This is a genomic window from Desulfovibrio sp. SGI.133, from assembly GCF_050313955.1.
Lineage (GTDB): Bacteria > Desulfobacterota > Desulfovibrionia > Desulfovibrionales > Desulfovibrionaceae > Desulfovibrio.
Genome location: NZ_JBNPMK010000003.1, coordinates 91,398 through 108,376, shown reverse-complemented (window position 1 = coordinate 108,376; position 16,979 = coordinate 91,398). Strand labels below are relative to the sequence as shown.

Sequence of the window (16,979 nt, the reverse complement as noted above, 5' to 3'; positions counted from 1 at the left end):
TCCCCCGCTTGACTACCTATACCCCTATAGGTATCTTGAAGGCCAGTTCGTAACTTTCCACCCCGCCTGTCCCGCGCACGTCCGCCGCAGAGCCCTCCGGCACATACCGGCCCTGTGGATGCCCATGACGCCCCGGACAGACAAGGAGGCTCCATGCTGGCAGACGTCAAGGAATGGCTCAGGGAAGAACCCCGGCAGGCCCTGGCCCTGGGTATCTCGGCAGTGGCCCTGCTGCTGAGTTTTCTGGAAGTTGTCCCCGGTCCTGTGGACCCGGCCTGGCTGGCCGTGCTGCTGTGCGGCGTGCCCATCATCAAGGAAGGCGCCGAAGGCCTGTTCACGCGCTTCGACATCAAGGCCGACGTGCTGGTCTCCATGGCCCTGCTGGCGTCCGTCATCATCGGCGAGATCTTTGCCGCCGGTGAGGTGGCCTTCATCATGCAGCTGGGCGCCCTGCTGGAGGAACGCACCGTGGCCAAGGCCCGGGCGGGCATCGAACGGCTGGTGCATCTGACCCCGCGCACGGCCCGGCGCCTGGACGGCACGGCCGAGAGCATCATCCCCGCCGAAGAAGTGCGCGTGGACGACCTGCTGCGCGTGCTGCCCGGCGAGACCATCCCGGTGGACGGCATCATCGTCAGCGGACAGACGGCCATCGACCAGTCCGTCATGACCGGCGAGTCCCTGCCCGTGGACAAGGGCCCCGGCGATACGGTGTCCAGCGGCACGGTGAACCAGTTCGGAGCCTTCGACATGCGCGCCGTCAAGGTGGGCGAGGACAGCTCCCTGCAACGCATGATCCGCCTGGTGCAGTCCGCCGACGCGGGCAAGGCCCGTATCGTGAGCCTGGCTGACCGCTGGGCCACCTGGATCGTAGTCACGGCCCTGACCGCCGCCGCGGGAACCTGGATCGTGACCGGCGAAGTGCTGCGCGCCGTGACCATCCTGGTGGTCTTCTGCCCCTGCGCCCTGGTGCTGGCCACGCCCACGGCCATCATGGCCGCCATCGGCAATGCCACCCGCCACGGCGTACTGGTCAAGGAAGGGGATGCGCTGGAGCGTCTGGCCCGCGTCAGGGTCGTGGCCTTCGACAAGACCGGCACCCTGACCCGGGGCACCCCAAGCGTGGCCCATGTGCACAGCGCCCTGCCCGAACTCGCGCCGCAGCAGCTGCATCTCCTGACCGCCGCTGCGGAGCGACGCTCCGAACACCCGCTGGGCAAGGCCATCGTGCGGGACGCGGGCACGCAGGACATCCCCGAAGCCGAAGATTTCCGCATGCTGCCCGGGCGCGGTGTCTCCGCCCGTGTGGACGGCCATGCGCTGCTGGCGGGCAACCCTGCCCTGCTGCAGGATAACGGCATCGCCCTCTCCCCCACGGACAAGGAAGAAGCACAGCGCGCCCTAGATGCGGGCCAGAGCCTCGTCTATGTGACCCTGGACGGACGTTTTGCCGGTTTCATCGCCCTGGCCGACAGCTTGCGCCACACGGCCGACGCCACCCTGCAGGGCCTGCGGGACGCGGGCGTATCCACCATGCTGCTGACCGGCGACAATGAGGCCGCCGCCCGCAGCGTCAGCACGGGCCTGGCCCTGGACGGCGTGCGCGCCAACTGCCTGCCCGCCGACAAGCTGGAATGGATCGCGGACAGCCAGCGTCAGGAGCGGCCCGTCTGCATGATCGGTGACGGCATCAATGACGCGCCCGCCCTGAAAAAGGCCTTTGTGGGCGTGGCCATGGGCGGCATCGGCAGCGACATCGCCGTGGATGCCGCCGACATGGCCCTGGTGCATGACGACATCAAGGAACTGCCGCACATCTTCGCCCTGTCCCGGCGCATGATGCGCACCATCACCCTCAACCTGTCCTTCTCCATGATCCTCAATTTCGCGGCCATCTTCCTGGCCATGGGCGGCCTGCTCTCGCCGGTGCTGGGCGCCCTGGTGCACAACGCCGGCTCGGTGCTGGTCATCATCAACTCGGCCCTGCTCCTGAACTGGCGGCAAAAAACGTAAAAATAAGGACTATCGCACCTACCTATTTGTGATTGGCCGGGGAACGTAAGCTCCCCGGCTTTTTTATGATGGCAGTCAGCTTATCTTCTAAAGTCACAGAAATAAAATTAGGATATATCTATATCTTATTGTAATTAATTAAATTTTTAAAATTTCTCATGCAGATAAAAACATAAATATAACACAAATTACAAAACAAAATACCTATTATATACTATTGATTTATACTATATTTTCAGCTATATGTCTTAAAAAATAAAGGAAATATTATGAATATATCATCAAATACAATATACACAGAAAAAATAACACCATCAAAAAAATACAAATATGCTGCATGCATCATTTTTATCTTAGTCATAATTACATACTCATTATTTATAGTAAAAAAAGATGCGCTTCATGTTGATGAAGTATTATCTTTTGTCATATCAACATATAATTCATATGGATTTGAAAAAAATTTCGATGAAGGAGTATTATATTCTTCAGATGCTCTAAAAAAACATTTATTTGGATACGAGGATAGTATCTATGACACTATCAATGACATTGTTTCTTTAAGGGAAAATAACAGAGACTCTCCTCATACAAATTTTTACTATTCTCTTCTTCGTTTATCGCTTATAGGAAGTCAATTTTCCGGCATAGATACGCTTATGATCCGTGCTGGAATATTAAATATTTGCATTTCAATCATCACTTTTCTATTATTATATAAACTTTCATTTGTTATCTTTACAACAGACACTGCACGAATTACATGCCTGATACTTGCTTTTTTCTCACCAGCTGCGATAGCTAATGTCCTTTTCTATCGTCCTTATCAGCTACAAACATTGTTCTTCGTCATTAGTATATTTTTATTTTACACTATCACAAAAAAAATAAATAATACCACAGCCAAAATAGAATATAATGCGCATACCATCATTAGCTATTCTTTTATTATATCATTAATAATTTTAACAGGATACTTTTCACTCCTCTATATTTTTATATTTTTTATATCATTGATATATATTTCGTATATAAAAAATATAAAATGGTTAAAAATAATAACATTCATAAGTGCCATAACGATACTTTTTATATTTATTATCTATCCAAGATTTTTTCTTGGACTGACATCATATCGCGCATCAGAATCTTTATTTAAAACTATATCACTTACACCAATAGAAAATATACAGCAATCACTATCCTATCTTTATAAACTTGTTACCAGCAACTTTCTCTGCATATCAGGAGTATTGAGCGTTATTCTGATATATGTATTATATAAATTAAAATCATTTTCTTTATTCTGGGTTACCATAGTTACGGCAGCGGTCTTCTTTTCATCCGCTGCGCTAATCATGGCCCCCTACAAAACACTACGCTACATCATGCCGATATTCCCTATTTACGCTCTTATTATCGCAAAAGTATGCGATATCGAAGGAAAAAGAGGTGTCATATCCTGCATGGTTATCCTGACATTTTTCATCTCGACAATGTTTTCAACTCCTATAGAGAATTATAAAAGCCAGCCTACATCGCTCCCCCGTCACGGGACTGTCATTGTGGCTGAAAAAAATACTTGGAAGTTATCATCTCTTATTCCATTCCTTGAAGGAGAATACAGCTTTAAAAATTCGTGTCCCAAAGCATCCTGGTATTCATCAAACGCTGCTGAAAAAGTATTTTTTATCGATGAACAATGTCTGACAGCAGAGGTAAAAGACACACTCTCCCTCGAAGGCAGACAAGGATATTATACCATCGCCAAACGAAAGGACTCTTCAGCCGAATAAGCACGGCAGAAAAAACAGAAAGGCCGCTCCGTCAGGAGCGGCCTTTCCTCTCTCTTTTCGGTCCATGTGCGCTGTCACTGCCCGCCGGTCAACGACGGGTGACGTCACCTGGATAACGTTTTTTTCGGGGTCAGGGGCGTGGGGGAAGGGGCAGTTTTTACAAAAAACGCCCATTCCCCCACAAAAAATATCTACTCGCCAAAAGGCACGGCCATGCCGCACACGCCATGCTGCGCCGGGCGCAGATGGCCGTTGACGAAGGCCGCGGCCTCCATATCCTTGCGGCCCTGGGGGCGCACCACCAGCAGGCGGTACCAGCGGTCGGCACAGGCCACGCACAGACCTTTCTTGTCCGTACGCAGGCTGCCGGGCTGCACACCGTCGCAGGGCTCGTCCACGCGACCGGGCTGGAGCAGCAGGGGCAGCAGCTCGTCCTGCCCCTCGAAACGGGCCTGAAGACGCGCACCGGGCCAGGGCGTCACGCCGCGGATGCGGGCGTGGACCTCGGCGGCCGGGCGGGCCCAGTCGATATAGCCGTCTTCCTTGGCCAGTTTGGCGGCGTAGGTGACGCGGCTCTCGTCCTGTTCCCGAGGCTGAGCGCTGCCGTCGCGGAGCTGATCCAGCACCGTGACCAGCAGCTCGCCCCCGGCTTCGGCCAGGGCGTCATGCAGGCTGCCCGCCGTATGCTCGCCGATGGGCACCTCGCACTGGGCGTAGACCGGCCCGGCGTCAAGGGCGGGCACGATGCGCATGATGGACACGCCCGTCACGTCACCGGGCTGCCAATTTTCCATGACGGCGCGCTGGATGGGCGCGGCGCCGCGGTAACGCGGCAGCAGGGAGGTGTGGACGTTGAGGGTGTCCACCGTAGGGATGTCCAGCACGGCCTGCGGCAGGATGAGGCCGTAGGCGGCCACCACCAGCAGGTCGGGCTTGAGGGCGGCCAGCTCGTCCACCGCGCCTTCCTGACGGAAGTTCAGGGGCTGGTGCACGGGCAGGCCCAGCTCCAGGGCCAGCTTTTTCACCGGCGAGGGCGTCAGCTTGTGGCCCCGGCCGGCAGGCCGGTCAGGCTGGGTGTAGACGGCCACCACGTCGCCGCCGGGCCACCGGACCAGCCGCCGCAGCACGGCGGCGGCCAGGTCCGGAGTACCCATGAAGACTATCCTTTGCGCTTGAGCCATTTCTTCACCCGGGTGTCGTACAGGGAACGGCGCAGGCGGCCGATGCGGTCGATGAAGAGGGTGCCGTCCAGATGGTCGGCCTCATGCTGGATGACGATGGCCGGGAAGCCTTCCAGATCCTCTTCCACGATCTTGCCGTCCAGATCCATGTAACGCAGGTGCACGCGCTCGGCGCGCTGCACGTCGGCCCGGTAGTTGAGGGGCACGGAGAGGCAGCCTTCCTGACGGCTGAGCACGGTGTCCTCGCTCAGGGTCAGTTCCGGGTTGATGACGACCCGGGGCTGCTTCTCCTCGTCCTGCGCGGCGGGGTCCATGACCAGCATGCGGATATTACGGCCCACCTGCGGGGCGGCCAGCCCCACGCCGGGGGCCTCGTACATGGTCTCCAGCATGTCGGCGGCCAGCTGGCGGATCTCGTCGGTGATCTCCGTCACGGGCACGCATTTTTCCTTCAGGCTGGCAGCGGGATAGGTCACAATATCCAGAATCATGGCATCCTCCCGCTAGGCCTGGGCGTTCTCGGCGGGTTTGGCGGCTTCCTTGTCGGTCTCGCGCAGGCGCAGACCCAGTTCACGCAGCTGACGCGCGGACACCGTGGAGGGCGCCTCGGTCATCAGGCAGGTGGCCTTCTGGGTCTTGGGGAAGGCGATGACGTCGCGGATGCTGGACGCACCGGAAAGCAGCATGACCAGACGGTCCAGACCAAAGGCCAGACCACCGTGCGGCGGCGCACCGTGCTCCAGGGCCTGGATGAGGAAGCCGAACTGGGCCTCGGCCTGCTCGGGCGTGAAGCCCAGGGCCTGGAACATGTGGCGCTGCACTTCGGCGGAGTGGATGCGGATGGAACCGCCGCCCACTTCGTTGCCGTTGAGCACCATGTCGTAGGCACGGGCCAGGGCGCGGGCCGGGTCGCTGTTCATGATCTCCAGATGACCGGGCGCGGGCGAGGTGAAGGGATGGTGGCAGGCCACATAGCGCTTTTCTTCCTCGCTGTATTCGAACAGCGGGAATTCCGTCACCCACAGGAAGTTGAAGGTATTCTCGGGGATCAGGCCCAGCTGGTTGCCCAGGTGCACGCGCAGGTTGCCCAGGGCGGCGTTGACCATGGCGGGCTCGCCGGCCTGGAAGAAGACGATGTCGCCCACCTGGAGGTCCAGGGCCTCACGGATGCCGGCGCGTTCTTCTTCGGACAGGAACTTGGCGATGGGCGACTGCCACTCGTTTTCCTTGATCTTGATCCAGGCCAGGCCCATGGCGCCGTAGATCTTGACGAACTCGGTGTAGGCGTCGATCTCCTTGCGGGTCATGGATTCGCCGCCGGGCACCTTCATGGCCTTGACCAGCTTGGCCTGGGCAAAGAGCTTGAAGCCGGAACCGCGCACGATGTCGGTGATGTCCACCAGCTCCAGACCGAAGCGGGTATCGGGCTTGTCCACACCGTAGCGGCGCATGGCTTCTTCATACTTCATGCGCGGGAAGGGACGGGGGATGTCCATGCCCATGACGTCGTGGAACACGCGGGCCATGAGGTTTTCGGCCATGGTCATGACCTTTTCCTCGTCCACGAAGCTCATCTCGATATCCACCTGGGTGAATTCGGGCTGGCGGTCGGCACGCAGGTCTTCGTCACGGAAGCAGCGCACGATCTGGAAGTAGCGGTCGAAACCGCCCACCATGAGCAGCTGTTTGAACAGCTGGGGCGACTGCGGCAGGGCGTAGAACTGGCCGGGGTTGAGGCGGCTGGGCACCAGGAAGTCGCGGGCGCCTTCGGGCGTGGACTTGGTGAGCACCGGGGTTTCCACTTCCAGGAAGCCGTCGTCGTCCAGCTGGCGGCGGATGGCCTGGGCTACCTTGTGGCGCAGGCGCAGGTTGGCCTGCATGCGCGGACGGCGCAGATCCAGATAACGCCAGGCCAGGCGCAGGTTCTCACCGGCGTCGCAGCGTTCTTCGATGGCGAAGGGCGGGGTCTTGGAGGTGTTGAGCAGTTTCCACTCATGCACCACCACTTCGATGGCACCGGTGACCAGGTTGGGGTTGGTCATGCCCTCGGGACGGGGACGCACCACCCCCTTGATGGCCAGCACGTATTCGGAACGCAGGATGTGCGCGTTCTCGTGCGCGGCGGGAGCGATATCGGGGCTGAAAACGACCTGGGTCAGGCCTTCACGGTCACGCAGGTCCACGAAGATGAGGCCGCCGTGGTCGCGGCGGTATTGCACCCAGCCCATGAGGCAGACCGTCTGTCCATCGTTGTCCAGGGTCAGCTGGCCGCAAGTGTGGCTGCGGGTCCAGTCGCCGAGGTCTTCGATGAACTTCTGGTGCTCCTGCTGCACGTCCAGGCTTTGCGTCTGTTCAGTCATTATTTTTTCCCATTGTCAGAATTGGCAGCAAGGAAGTCCGCCGCGGCATCCAGGGACAGGGTCTGCTGCTCACCGCTGTCCATGTCTTTGACGACCACGGCGCCGGCGGCCGCTTCATCGGGGCCCATGATGCAGCAGAAACGGGCATTGGACTTGCCCGCCTGACGCATCAGGCCCTTGAAACCGGCATCGCTGAAATTCATCTCGCCCTTGAGGCCCAGGCCGCGCAGGCGCTGCACCAGGCCGAAGCTCAGGTCGCGGCTCTGCGCGTCCATGGCCACGGCATAGAAATCCGGGCGGGGGGCTTCTTCGTCCCCGAGCATGAGGGCCAGGCGTTCCATGCCGCAGGCAAAACCCACGCCGGGCACGTCGGGGCCGCCCACGCTCTTGACCAGGCCGTCATAACGGCCGCCACCGGCCACGGCGGCCTGCGCACCGATGCTTCCGCTTACCACCTCGAAGGTGGTGCGGCAATAGTAGTCCAGACCGCGCACCAGACGGTGGTCGATCTCGTACTTGACCCCGGCGGCGTCCAGCAGGCGCAGCACGGTGTCGAAGTGTTCCTTGCACTCGGGGCAGTTGTAGTCCAGCAGGCGAGGCGCTTCGTCGGTGACGCAGCGGCATTTTTCCTGCTTGCAGTCCAGCACGCGCAGGGGGTTGGTCTCCATGCGGCGGGTGCAGTCCTCGCACAGCTGGTCACAGCAGTCCTGGCGGTGCAGATAGTCCACCAGGGCCTGCTTGAACAGCGGGCGGCAGTGGGCGCAGCCCAGGGAGTTGAGCTTGAGCGTCAGATCCTTGAGGCCCAACGCGGTGAGGAAGCGCGTGAGCATGATGATCAGATCCGCGTCGGCATAGGGGCTGTGGGAGCCCAGGCATTCGCAGTTGATCTGGTGGAACTGGCGCATGCGGCCCTTCTGGGGACGCTCGTAACGGAACATGGGACCGGTGGTGAACAGACGGCTCACGGACTCGCGACTGTAGCGGGCATCTTCCACATAGGCGCGCATGACGCCAGCCGTGGCTTCGGGGCGCATGGTCATCATGCGGCCCTTGCGGTCCGGGAAGGTGAACATCTCTTTCTGCACCACGTCGGTCTCTTCACCGATGGAGCGCTTGAACAGGTCGGTGTATTCCAGCACGGGGGTGCGCAGCTCCACGAAGCCGTAACGGCTGAAGATCTCGCGCGCGGTATTCTCCATGCGGGTGAACAGCGAGCTCTGCGGCGGATACATGTCCGCGAAGCCCTTGATACGATTAGCGATAACAGCCATGTGAAAAACCTCGGACTAACGGCTGCCGCAGCAGCCGCCGCATTCCAGACGGAGTTTGCCCGACTCGCGGCAGGGCACGGGATAATTGCCGTCGAAGCAGGCCAGGCAGTAGCTGTCGGACTGCATGACGGAGCGCAGCAGGCCGTCGATGCTCAGGTAATGCAGGGAATCCACGTCCAGCATCTTGGTGATCTCGGGCAGGCTGTACTTGGCGGCGATGAGCTCGCCGCGCGAGGCGAAGTCGATGCCGTAGAAGCAGGGGAACTTCACCGGCGGGCAGCTGATGCGGATGTGCACTTCCTTGGCGCCCAGCTCGCGCAGCTTCTTGACGCGGGTGATCATGGTGGTGCCGCGCACGATGGAGTCGTCCACGATGCAGATCTTCTTGCCTTCGATCATGGAGCGCACGGGGTTGATCTTCACGCGCACGCCGAAGTTGCGCATGCTCTGCGTGGGCTGGATGAAGGTACGGCCCACGTAGTGGTTACGGATCATGGCGTGCTCGTAGGGCAGCTCGGCGCACTGGGCGAAGCCCACGGCCGAATAGACGCCGGAATCGGGGAAGGGCATGATGAAGTCCACGTCGGGGGTGGACTCGTGGGCCAGCTGCCAGCCCATCTGCTTGCGGCACTGGTAGACCTGCTCGCCGAAGACGAAGGAGTCGGGGCGGGCAAAGTAGACCAGTTCGAAGATGCACTGGCGGGGACGTTCCGGCAGAGGACCGCGCAGCTGTTCGCTGTGTTCGCCCTTGCCGTCCATGATCAGCATCTCGCCGGGCTGGATGGGGCGCTCGTAGTCGGCTTCCAGCAGGTCGAAGGCACAGGTCTCGGAGGCCAGCACCGGCGCGCCGTCCAGACGGCCCAAGGCCAGGGGATGGAAACCGTAGGGGTCGCGCACGGCCACCATGGTGCCGCCGGCGTAGACCAGCAGACAGTAGGCGCCGCGCACGCGGGCGCAGGCTTCGCGGATGGCGTCCACCAGGTCATGCTCGCGCAGGGCGCGCACGATGAGGTGCATGAAAACTTCGGTATCGTTGGTGGTGCTGAAGATGGCGCCGCCGTTCTCCAGCTCCTCGCGCAGCTCCATGGTGTTCACCAGGTTGCCGTTGTGGGCGATGGCGATGTCCAGCCCCTTGTAGTGGGCCACGAAGGGCTGGGCGTTGCGCGCCGCGGAACGGCCCGTGGTGGAGTAACGCACATGGCCCAGAGAGATGGTGCCCGGCAGAGCCTGCAGATTGGCTTCGGCGAAGACATCGGGCACCAGGCCCATGCCTTTGTGCTCGTGCAGCAGGCCTTTCTCGTCGATGGTGACGATGCCCGCGCTTTCCTGTCCGCGATGCTGCTGGGCGTACAGACCGAAATAGGTCAGTCGCGCCGCTTCCTCATGACCGTAGATACCCAAAAGACCACACTCGTGGCGAATCATAGCGTTTCCTCACTGCCAGCGCAAAATGCGTTGTTGTCTCCTCCGCCCTGCGGCGGGACCGTCTTCCCTCTCACCGCTCCGGGGCCCGCCTTGCAGGCAAGGCGGCCGACCAGCGCACGGCGGTACAAAGGGCGTGTCATATAACGGCGGGCCGCGCAATGCAAGTCCGCGCCCGCGCCGTTCCTCCCCTGACTCCTGCTCTGCCCCGGACAGGGAAAGAAGGGATGCACGGCCGGGTCTCCCCGGTCCTGTGCCTGCCCGGGTCCGGCCCGGCAGCTGCCGAAAACCGGAACCAAAGGGCGCGGCGTCCCCAGGGGCGCCGCGCCGCGTATCTATTCGTTGCCGTCATCGGCTCCCGCTTCCGCCGGAGCGCTCTCCAGAGGTGCCGCCGTGCTTTCGGGCGCGTCGTCATCGTCCTCCAGATCGTCCATGCGGCTGCCGGTCTGGCCGCCTTCGTCCACGCGGTCGAAGCCCACCACATGCGCGCCTTCGTCCAGACGCACCAGCATGACGCCCATGGTGGCCCGGCCCTTGCTGCGCACGTCTTCCACGCCGATGCGCACCACCTTGTTGGCCGAGGTCAGCATGATGAGGCCGTCGTTGTCACGCACGGGCATGGCGCCCACCACGGGACCGGTCTTGGACGTGACCTTGAAGTTGATGATGCCCTTGCCGCCGCGCGACTGCAGGCGGTAGAGGTCCACGCGGGTACGCTTGCCGAAGCCGTTGGCGGAAATGGACATGATCTCCGTGGTCTGGTCGTTCTCCTTGAGGATGACGCCGGCCACCACCACGTCCTGGCGGCGCAGGGCGATGCCCTTGACGCCCGTGGCCACGCGGCCCATGGGGCGCACGTCCTTGCAGGCGAAGCGGATGGAGTAGCCGTCGGCCGTGGCCAGCACGATGTGGCTGTCCTCACGGATGGGCCGCACCACCACCAGCTCGTCGTCCTCGCGCAGGCCCACGGCCATGAGGCCGCTCTTACGGCAGCGCGCGTAGAGCGAGGCCGAGGAGCGCTTGACCATGCCGCGCTTGGTCACGAAGAGGAAGTACTTGTCCTCGGCGAACTCGCGCACGGCCAGCACCGTGGTGACCCACTCCCCTTCTTCCAGGGGCAGCAGGTTGTTGATGTGCACGCCCTTGGCCGTGCGGCTGCCCTCGGGCACCTGATGCACCTTGAGCTGGTGCATGCGGCCCTTGTTGGTGAACAGGCACAGGTACTGGTGGTTGGTGGTGGTCAAAAACTCCTGCACATAGTCGTCATCGGAGGTATGCAGGGCCGCGATGCCCTTGCCGCCGCGCTTCTGCTGCTGGTAGTTCTCCAGGCTGGTGCGTTTCATGTAGCCGCGACGCGACAGGGTGATGACCACTTCCTCGTCGGGGATGAGGTCTTCGATGTCGATACCGCCCAGGGCGTCGGTGAGCACCTCGGTACGGCGCGGCGTGGCGAAGGTCTCGCGGATCTCGCGGATCTCGCGCTTGAGCTCGGAACGCAGCACTTCGGGATTCTCCAGCACGGACTTGAAGAACTCGATCTTTTCCAGCAGTTCGCGGTATTCGGCCATGAGCTCTTCACGCTGCAGGCCGGTCAGGCGCTGCAGGCGCATGTCCAGGATGGCGCGGGCCTGCACCTCGGAGAGCTCGAAGCGCTGCATAAGGCCGGCGCGGGCCTCGTCCGGGCTGGCGGAGGCGCGGATCAGGGCCACCACTTCGTCGATATGGTCGATGGCGATGCGCAGGCCTTCCAGAATGTGGGCGCGGGCCTCGGCCTTCTGCAGGTCGTAGCGGGTGCGGCGGATGACCACCTCGCGACGATGGTCCACAAAGCAGGACAGGGCCGTCTTGAGGTTGAGCAGCACGGGACGGTTGTCCACCACGGCCAGCATATTGATGCCGAAGCTGGTCTCCAGCGGCGTGTACTTGTACAGGCTGTTGATGACGATGTCCGGGATGGTGCCGCGCTTCAGGTCGATGACCACGCGGATGCCCTTGCGGTCGGATTCGTCGCGCAGGTCGGAGATGCCGTCGATCTTGTGGTCATTGACCAGACCGGCGATCTTCTCCACCAGCGAAGACTTGTTGAGGCCGAAGGGGATCTCGCGGATGACGATGGCCTGCAGGCCCTTCTTGCGTTCTTCCACTTCCAGACGGCCGCGCACTTTCACGGTGCCGCGACCGGTGTGGTAGGCATCGGACAGGCCTTTGCCCGCATAGACGAAGCCGCGCGTGGGGAAGTCCGGGCCTTTGACCACTTCCATAAGGTCCGAGATGGTGCACTGGGGATCGTCCAGCAGCATCTGCAGGGCGTCGCACAGCTCGCCCAGGTTGTGGGGCGGGATGTTGGTGGCCATGCCCACGGCGATGCCCGACGAACCGTTGAGCAGCAGGTTGGGCACCTTGGTGGGCAGCACCGAGGGCTCCTGCAGGGTGTTGTCGTAGTTGGGCCGGAAGTCCACGGTCTCCTTGTCGATGTCGGCCAAAAACTCGCTGGCCAGACGCGACATGCGCACTTCCGTGTAACGCATGGCGGCCGCGGCGTCGCCGTCGATGGAACCGAAGTTGCCCTGCCCGTCCACCAGCGGGTCGCGCATGGAGAAATCCTGGGCCAGACGCACCAGGGCATCGTACACGGCGCTGTCGCCGTGGGGGTGATACTTACCGATGACGTCACCGACGATGCGCGCCGATTTCTTGTGCGGACGGTTGTAACTGTTGGCCAGCTCGTACTGGGCGTACATGATGCGCCGGTGCACGGGCTTGAGGCCGTCGCGCGCGTCGGGGATGGCGCGCCCGATGATGACCGAAAGGGAATACTCCAGATAGGACTTGCGGAGTTCCTTCTCAATGCTGACTTGCGGCTGCTGTATGCCGCTGTTCTGTTCAGACACGTTTGCCTCGCAGGTAAAATATCAAATCGGGAGCGGGTCCCGTGTTCTTTCTCAGATGTACCGGGGGAGCCGCCGGGCGGCCCCCGCCGGGGAGCGTCCTCAGGCAGCCAGCCAGTACCTGCCCCAGAGCCAGACCAGCAGCAGCATGGTCCCCTCACCGAAGCAGACACGGATCACGGCGGGCAGAAGACGACGCACGTCCCCCGCGCAGCGGGAGCTGGTGAAGATGAAGACGAAGATGTTGCTGAACAGCACCGCCATGGCTGCCGGATAGGCCAGGCTGTAGGCCTTGGGGTAACCTTCCAGCGAGATGGTCAGCCACAGGCACATGGCCGCACAGACCAACCAGCCGCAGACGGCGATGACGGAGCAGCCGAAGCAGCTCTTCTTTTCCTTGCCAGTATCCTGCATGCGTCGTTCCTCCGGCAGCTAGATGTCCAGATCCTGCACGCTCAGGGCGTTGCGTTCGATGAACTCGCGGCGGGGCTCCACCCGGTCGCCCATGAGTTCCTCGAAGGCGTCCGAAGCCTCGTTGGCGTCCTCCACCGAGACCTGCAGCAGCACGCGGTTCTCGGGGTTCATGGTGGTCACCCAGAGCTGTTCGGGGTTCATTTCACCAAGACCCTTGTAGCGCTGGATGTTGATGCCCTTGCGGGCCTCGTCCAGGGTCATCTGCATCAGGTCGAACACGTCGCCGGCCTGGCTGCTGCTGTCCTTGCGGCGCAGACTGAAGCTCAGCTCGCCGCACTGCTCGCGCAGGTCGTTGAACAGCTGCCAGGTCTGCCGGTACAGGCGGGAGGCAAAGAACTCCATGCCGCGGCGGGTGTGGTGGCTGCCCGTGTTCTCGAACACGGCGAACACGCGGCCTTCGTCCTCGTCCTCGCTGTGTTCCCGTTCCAGGCTCAGGGCGTATTCGTGCTTCTCCAGCCAGGTCAGGAAGTCGGCATCGCGGGCTTCCAGCAGCTCACGGTCCACGGCGCGGGGATAGGTGGCCAGGGCCAGGAACAGGGGACGCGGCATGCCGGTGCTCTCGGCATCGGCCACGCGCAGCTCGATCTTCTCGATGGTCTCCATGAGGCGGATCAGGTCGCTGCCCGTGTATTCCCGCCCGTTGGCGGCCACCACGGTCACGTCCTCGCTCACGCGGTTGAGCAGGAACTCGTTGAGCTCGGCGTCGTCCTTGATGAACTTTTCCATGCGCGCGTTGTGCACACGGTACAGGGGCGGCTGCGCGATGTAGACGTAGCCCTTCTCCACCATCTCCTGATACTGCCGGAAGAAGAAGGTCAGCAGCAGGGTGCGGATGTGGGCGCCGTCCACGTCGGCGTCCGTCATGATGATGATCTTATGGTAGCGCAGCTTGTCGAGGTCGGTGTCCTCTTCGCCGATGCCCGCGCCCATGGCCGTGATGAGGGCCTTCACTTCCTTGTTGGCCAGCATCTTGTCGAAGCGGGTACGCTCGGTGTTCAGGATCTTGCCGCGCAGGGGCAGGATGGCCTGGTTGCGCGGGTTGCGGCCCTGCTTGGCGGAGCCGCCTGCGGAGTCACCTTCCACGATGAACAGTTCGGATTCCGCGGGATCCTTGCTCTGGCAGTCGGCCAGCTTGCCGGGCAGGGAGTTGTCCGAGAGCGCCCCCTTGCGGCGCACCAGTTCCTTGGCGCGGCGGGCGGCGTCACGGGCGCGGGCGGCGTCCACGGCCTTGTCGATGATCAGGCGGATGTCCTTGGGGTTCTCCTCAAAGTAGACCGTGAGCCTGTCATAAACCATGCCGGCCACCATGCCGGCCACTTCGCTGTTGCCGAGCTTGGTCTTGGTCTGGCCTTCGAACTGGGGCTGGGGCAGCTTGACGCTGATGACGGCCGTGAGGCCTTCGCGCACGTCGTCGCCCGACAGGGCCGTGCCCTTGAGCTTCTTGGTCAGGTCCGGCTGGTTCTTCACATAGCCGTTGATGGCGCGGGTGAGCGCCGTGCGGAAGCCCACCAGATGCGTGCCGCCTTCCTTGGTATGGATGTTGTTGGCAAAGGTGAGGATGGTCTCCTTGTAGCCGGCGTTGTACTGGAGGGCAAAGTCGATGGCCACATTGTCCACCACGCCTTCGGCCATGATAATGGGATGAATGCCCTGCTGGCCGGAGTTGAGATCGCTCACGAACTGGCGGATGCCGCCCTCGGCGTGGAAGACGTGAGTTTCGCTGGTGCGCTCGTCGATGCACTCGATGTACAGGCCCTTATTGAGGTAGGCCAGCTCCTCGAAGCGCTTCTTGAGGGTGTCGTACGAGAACTCCAGCACCTCGAAGATCTGTTCGTCGGGCTGGAAGCGCACCGTGGTGCCGTGGCCGTCGGCCTCGCCGATGACCGTCAGCTGGTCCTGCGGCACGCCGCGGGAATAGTGCTGGCGGTAGCGCTTGCCGTCACGGCGCACCGTGACCGTCAGCCACTCGGACAGGGCGTTGACGCAGGACACGCCCACGCCGTGCAGGCCGCCGGAGACCTTGTAGCTGTTGTTGTCGAACTTGCCGCCGGCGTGCAGTTTGGTCATGACCACCTGCACCGCGGGCACGCCTTCCTTGGGATGGATGTCCACGGGGATGCCGCGGCCGTCGTCGCGCACGGTGACGCTGTTGTCGGCGTGCAGGATGACGGTGATGCGGGTGCAGAAGCCGGCCATGGCCTCGTCGATGGAGTTGTCCACCACTTCGTACACCAGATGGTGCAGGCCGCGCACGTCGGTGGAACCGATGTACATGGCCGGGCGCTTGCGCACCGCGGACAACCCTTCGAGAATGGTAATGGATGAGGCGTCGTAGCTGGAGGCCATGTCAGGAGCCATTAAACATCTTCCTCGCTATAATAGGTGGATTCGGAAATCTTCATGGGCATGATGATGACCGTGTACTCGTTGTCTTCGGAACCGCGGATGCCGCAGGGGCCCTCGGCGCCGGTCAGGATCATGTCCACGCTGGGCGAACTGAAGTGGCCCAGCACGTCCATGAGGTTGCGGGTGGGGAAGGCGATGCGGCTGATGTCACCGCGGTAGGTCACTTCCAGGCTCTCGTTGGCCGAACCGGTGTCCTGCCCCTGGGCGGAGAGGCACACTTCGTTGTCGCCCAGGTCGAGATAGGCGCAGCGGTCGCTGTCGGTGTTGAAGATCTGGATGCGGCCCAGGGCCTCGATGGCTTCCTTGCGGTTGACGGTGAGCAGGCTCACGCCGTCGCCTTCCAGGCGGCTCATGAACACCGTGTAGTCGGGATAGTCATGGCCGGCACGCGGCACGGACAGGCTCTCGGCACCGTCCAGGGTACGCAGGTACAGGCGCTTGTCGGTGATGTTGAGCTCGATCTCGTCCACGCCCAGCCACTTCTTCATGTCCTGCAGGTACTTCTTCTGGATGAGCACGCCCTCTTCGGGCAGACGGGCGGCCAGATCGTCATGGGTGAAGGAGACCAGGGCGAACTGATGGCCGTTGAGGCCGCAAACGTCGATACGGCCGTTGCCGCAGGGCTTCATGTACAGGCAGGTGATGGCGTCGGTGGCGTCGTCGTCGCTGATGCAGAAGACCACGCGATCCAGCACGTCCTGCAGGAAGTCGCCCGACCAGGTCACCGGGGACTCGGCCGGGAATTCGGAAAAGTTCTGGAACCACTCGGCCCCGCTCACAGGCAGCTTGTACGTGCGGCGGCCCTGTTCCAGCAGCAGGTTGCCGGTGCTCTCGTCCAGCGTGAGCTGGAGCACACCCGCAGGCAGCTGACGCACCAGATCCACGAAAGCGCGGCCCTGCACACCGATGAGGCCGGGCTGCTTCACTTCGGCGGGATAACGGCCGGTGAATTCGATATTGGCGTCCGTGGCCATGATGGACAGGCTGCCCTTCTCGGCCTTGAGCCAGATGGAACGCAGGTAGGCGGCTCCTGCTTTGGCAGGGATGATGGCTGCCGCTTTCTGCAGGCCTTCGATGATCTGTTCTTTATTAACAGAAAGTTTCATAAAAGAATCCTTGTAATAATTGATGCCTGTGCTTTTGTGCGGAACATATGCAACAGGCTGTT

General features: G+C 61.4%; 11 protein-coding genes. 2 read left to right on the top strand and 9 right to left on the bottom strand.

Features of this window, described 5'->3' with window-relative positions; genetic code table 11:
- The first annotated feature begins 153 nt into the window (after positions 1 to 153).
- Together ACQRBR_RS05555 and ACQRBR_RS05550 are read left to right on the top strand one after the other, a co-directional pair.
- Complete coding sequence (locus tag ACQRBR_RS05555) at positions 154 to 2,013, top strand: heavy metal translocating P-type ATPase (RefSeq protein WP_427812530.1); 1,860 nt, start codon at positions 154 to 156, stop codon at positions 2,011 to 2,013.
- Positions 2,014 to 2,282: 269 nt separating this feature from the next.
- Positions 2,283 to 3,809, top strand: a complete 1,527-nt coding sequence (locus ACQRBR_RS05550) for a hypothetical protein (RefSeq protein ID WP_427812529.1) — start codon at positions 2,283 to 2,285, stop codon at positions 3,807 to 3,809.
- A gap of 191 nt (positions 3,810 to 4,000) precedes the next feature.
- Here ACQRBR_RS05550 and fmt read toward each other — a convergent pair whose 3' ends face one another.
- The 9 genes from fmt to dnaN all read right to left on the bottom strand — a co-directional run bounded on the left by fmt (position 4,001) and on the right by dnaN (position 16,917).
- A complete protein-coding gene (gene fmt / locus ACQRBR_RS05545) occupies positions 4,001 to 4,990 on the bottom strand; it encodes a methionyl-tRNA formyltransferase (protein WP_303877847.1) in 990 nt (329 codons plus the stop codon).
- On the bottom strand, positions 4,969 to 5,481 hold the full coding sequence (def, locus tag ACQRBR_RS05540) for a peptide deformylase (RefSeq protein WP_168936021.1): 513 nt from the start codon (positions 5,479 to 5,481) through the stop codon (positions 4,969 to 4,971). The genes fmt and def overlap by 22 nt, the downstream gene beginning before the upstream one ends.
- Positions 5,482 to 5,493: 12 nt before the next feature.
- The gene (gene aspS / locus ACQRBR_RS05535) at positions 5,494 to 7,350 is read right to left on the bottom strand and encodes an aspartate--tRNA ligase (RefSeq protein WP_168936020.1); all 1,857 of its coding nucleotides are present in this window, start codon (positions 7,348 to 7,350) and stop codon (positions 5,494 to 5,496) included.
- Entirely contained in the window at positions 7,350 to 8,621 is a 1,272-nt protein-coding gene (hisS, locus tag ACQRBR_RS05530; RefSeq protein WP_168936019.1) for a histidine--tRNA ligase, read from the bottom strand. The genes aspS and hisS overlap by 1 nt, the downstream gene beginning before the upstream one ends.
- 15 nt (positions 8,622 to 8,636) lie before the next feature.
- A complete protein-coding gene (gene purF, locus ACQRBR_RS05525; RefSeq protein ID WP_427812528.1) occupies positions 8,637 to 10,046 on the bottom strand; it encodes an amidophosphoribosyltransferase in 1,410 nt (469 codons plus the stop codon).
- Between the two features lie 332 nt (positions 10,047 to 10,378).
- Positions 10,379 to 12,934, bottom strand: coding sequence for a DNA gyrase subunit A (gene gyrA, locus ACQRBR_RS05520; protein WP_278338317.1), 2,556 nt, complete (start codon positions 12,932 to 12,934; stop codon positions 10,379 to 10,381).
- Between the two features lie 99 nt (positions 12,935 to 13,033).
- Entirely contained in the window at positions 13,034 to 13,345 is a 312-nt protein-coding gene (locus ACQRBR_RS05515) for a hypothetical protein (RefSeq protein WP_168936016.1), read from the bottom strand.
- 18 nt (positions 13,346 to 13,363) lie between these two features.
- Entirely contained in the window at positions 13,364 to 15,763 is a 2,400-nt protein-coding gene (gene gyrB, locus ACQRBR_RS05510) for a DNA topoisomerase (ATP-hydrolyzing) subunit B (protein ID WP_427812527.1), read from the bottom strand.
- Positions 15,763 to 16,917, bottom strand: a complete 1,155-nt coding sequence (gene dnaN, locus ACQRBR_RS05505; RefSeq protein WP_427812526.1) for a DNA polymerase III subunit beta — start codon at positions 16,915 to 16,917, stop codon at positions 15,763 to 15,765. Before dnaN ends, gyrB begins: the two co-directional genes overlap by 1 nt.
- Positions 16,918 to 16,979: the final 62 nt, after the last annotated feature.

Bases quoted from the DNA above. Each gene is read 5' to 3' on its own strand.
- ACQRBR_RS05555 (WP_427812530.1), top strand. From the start codon at position 154: ATGCTGGCAGACGTCAAGGAATGGCTCAGGGAAGAACCCCGGCAGGCC.
- ACQRBR_RS05550 (WP_427812529.1), top strand. From the start codon at position 2,283: ATGAATATATCATCAAATACAATATACACAGAAAAAATAACACCATCA.
- fmt (WP_303877847.1), bottom strand. From the start codon at position 4,990: ATGGCTCAAGCGCAAAGGATAGTCTTCATGGGTACTCCGGACCTGGCC.
- def (WP_168936021.1), bottom strand. From the start codon at position 5,481: ATGATTCTGGATATTGTGACCTATCCCGCTGCCAGCCTGAAGGAAAAA.
- aspS (WP_168936020.1), bottom strand. From the start codon at position 7,350: ATGACTGAACAGACGCAAAGCCTGGACGTGCAGCAGGAGCACCAGAAG.
- hisS (WP_168936019.1), bottom strand. From the start codon at position 8,621: ATGGCTGTTATCGCTAATCGTATCAAGGGCTTCGCGGACATGTATCCG.
- purF (WP_427812528.1), bottom strand. From the start codon at position 10,046: ATGATTCGCCACGAGTGTGGTCTTTTGGGTATCTACGGTCATGAGGAA.
- ACQRBR_RS05515 (WP_168936016.1), bottom strand. From the start codon at position 13,345: ATGCAGGATACTGGCAAGGAAAAGAAGAGCTGCTTCGGCTGCTCCGTC.
- gyrB (WP_427812527.1), bottom strand. From the start codon at position 15,763: ATGGCTCCTGACATGGCCTCCAGCTACGACGCCTCATCCATTACCATT.
- dnaN (WP_427812526.1), bottom strand. From the start codon at position 16,917: ATGAAACTTTCTGTTAATAAAGAACAGATCATCGAAGGCCTGCAGAAA.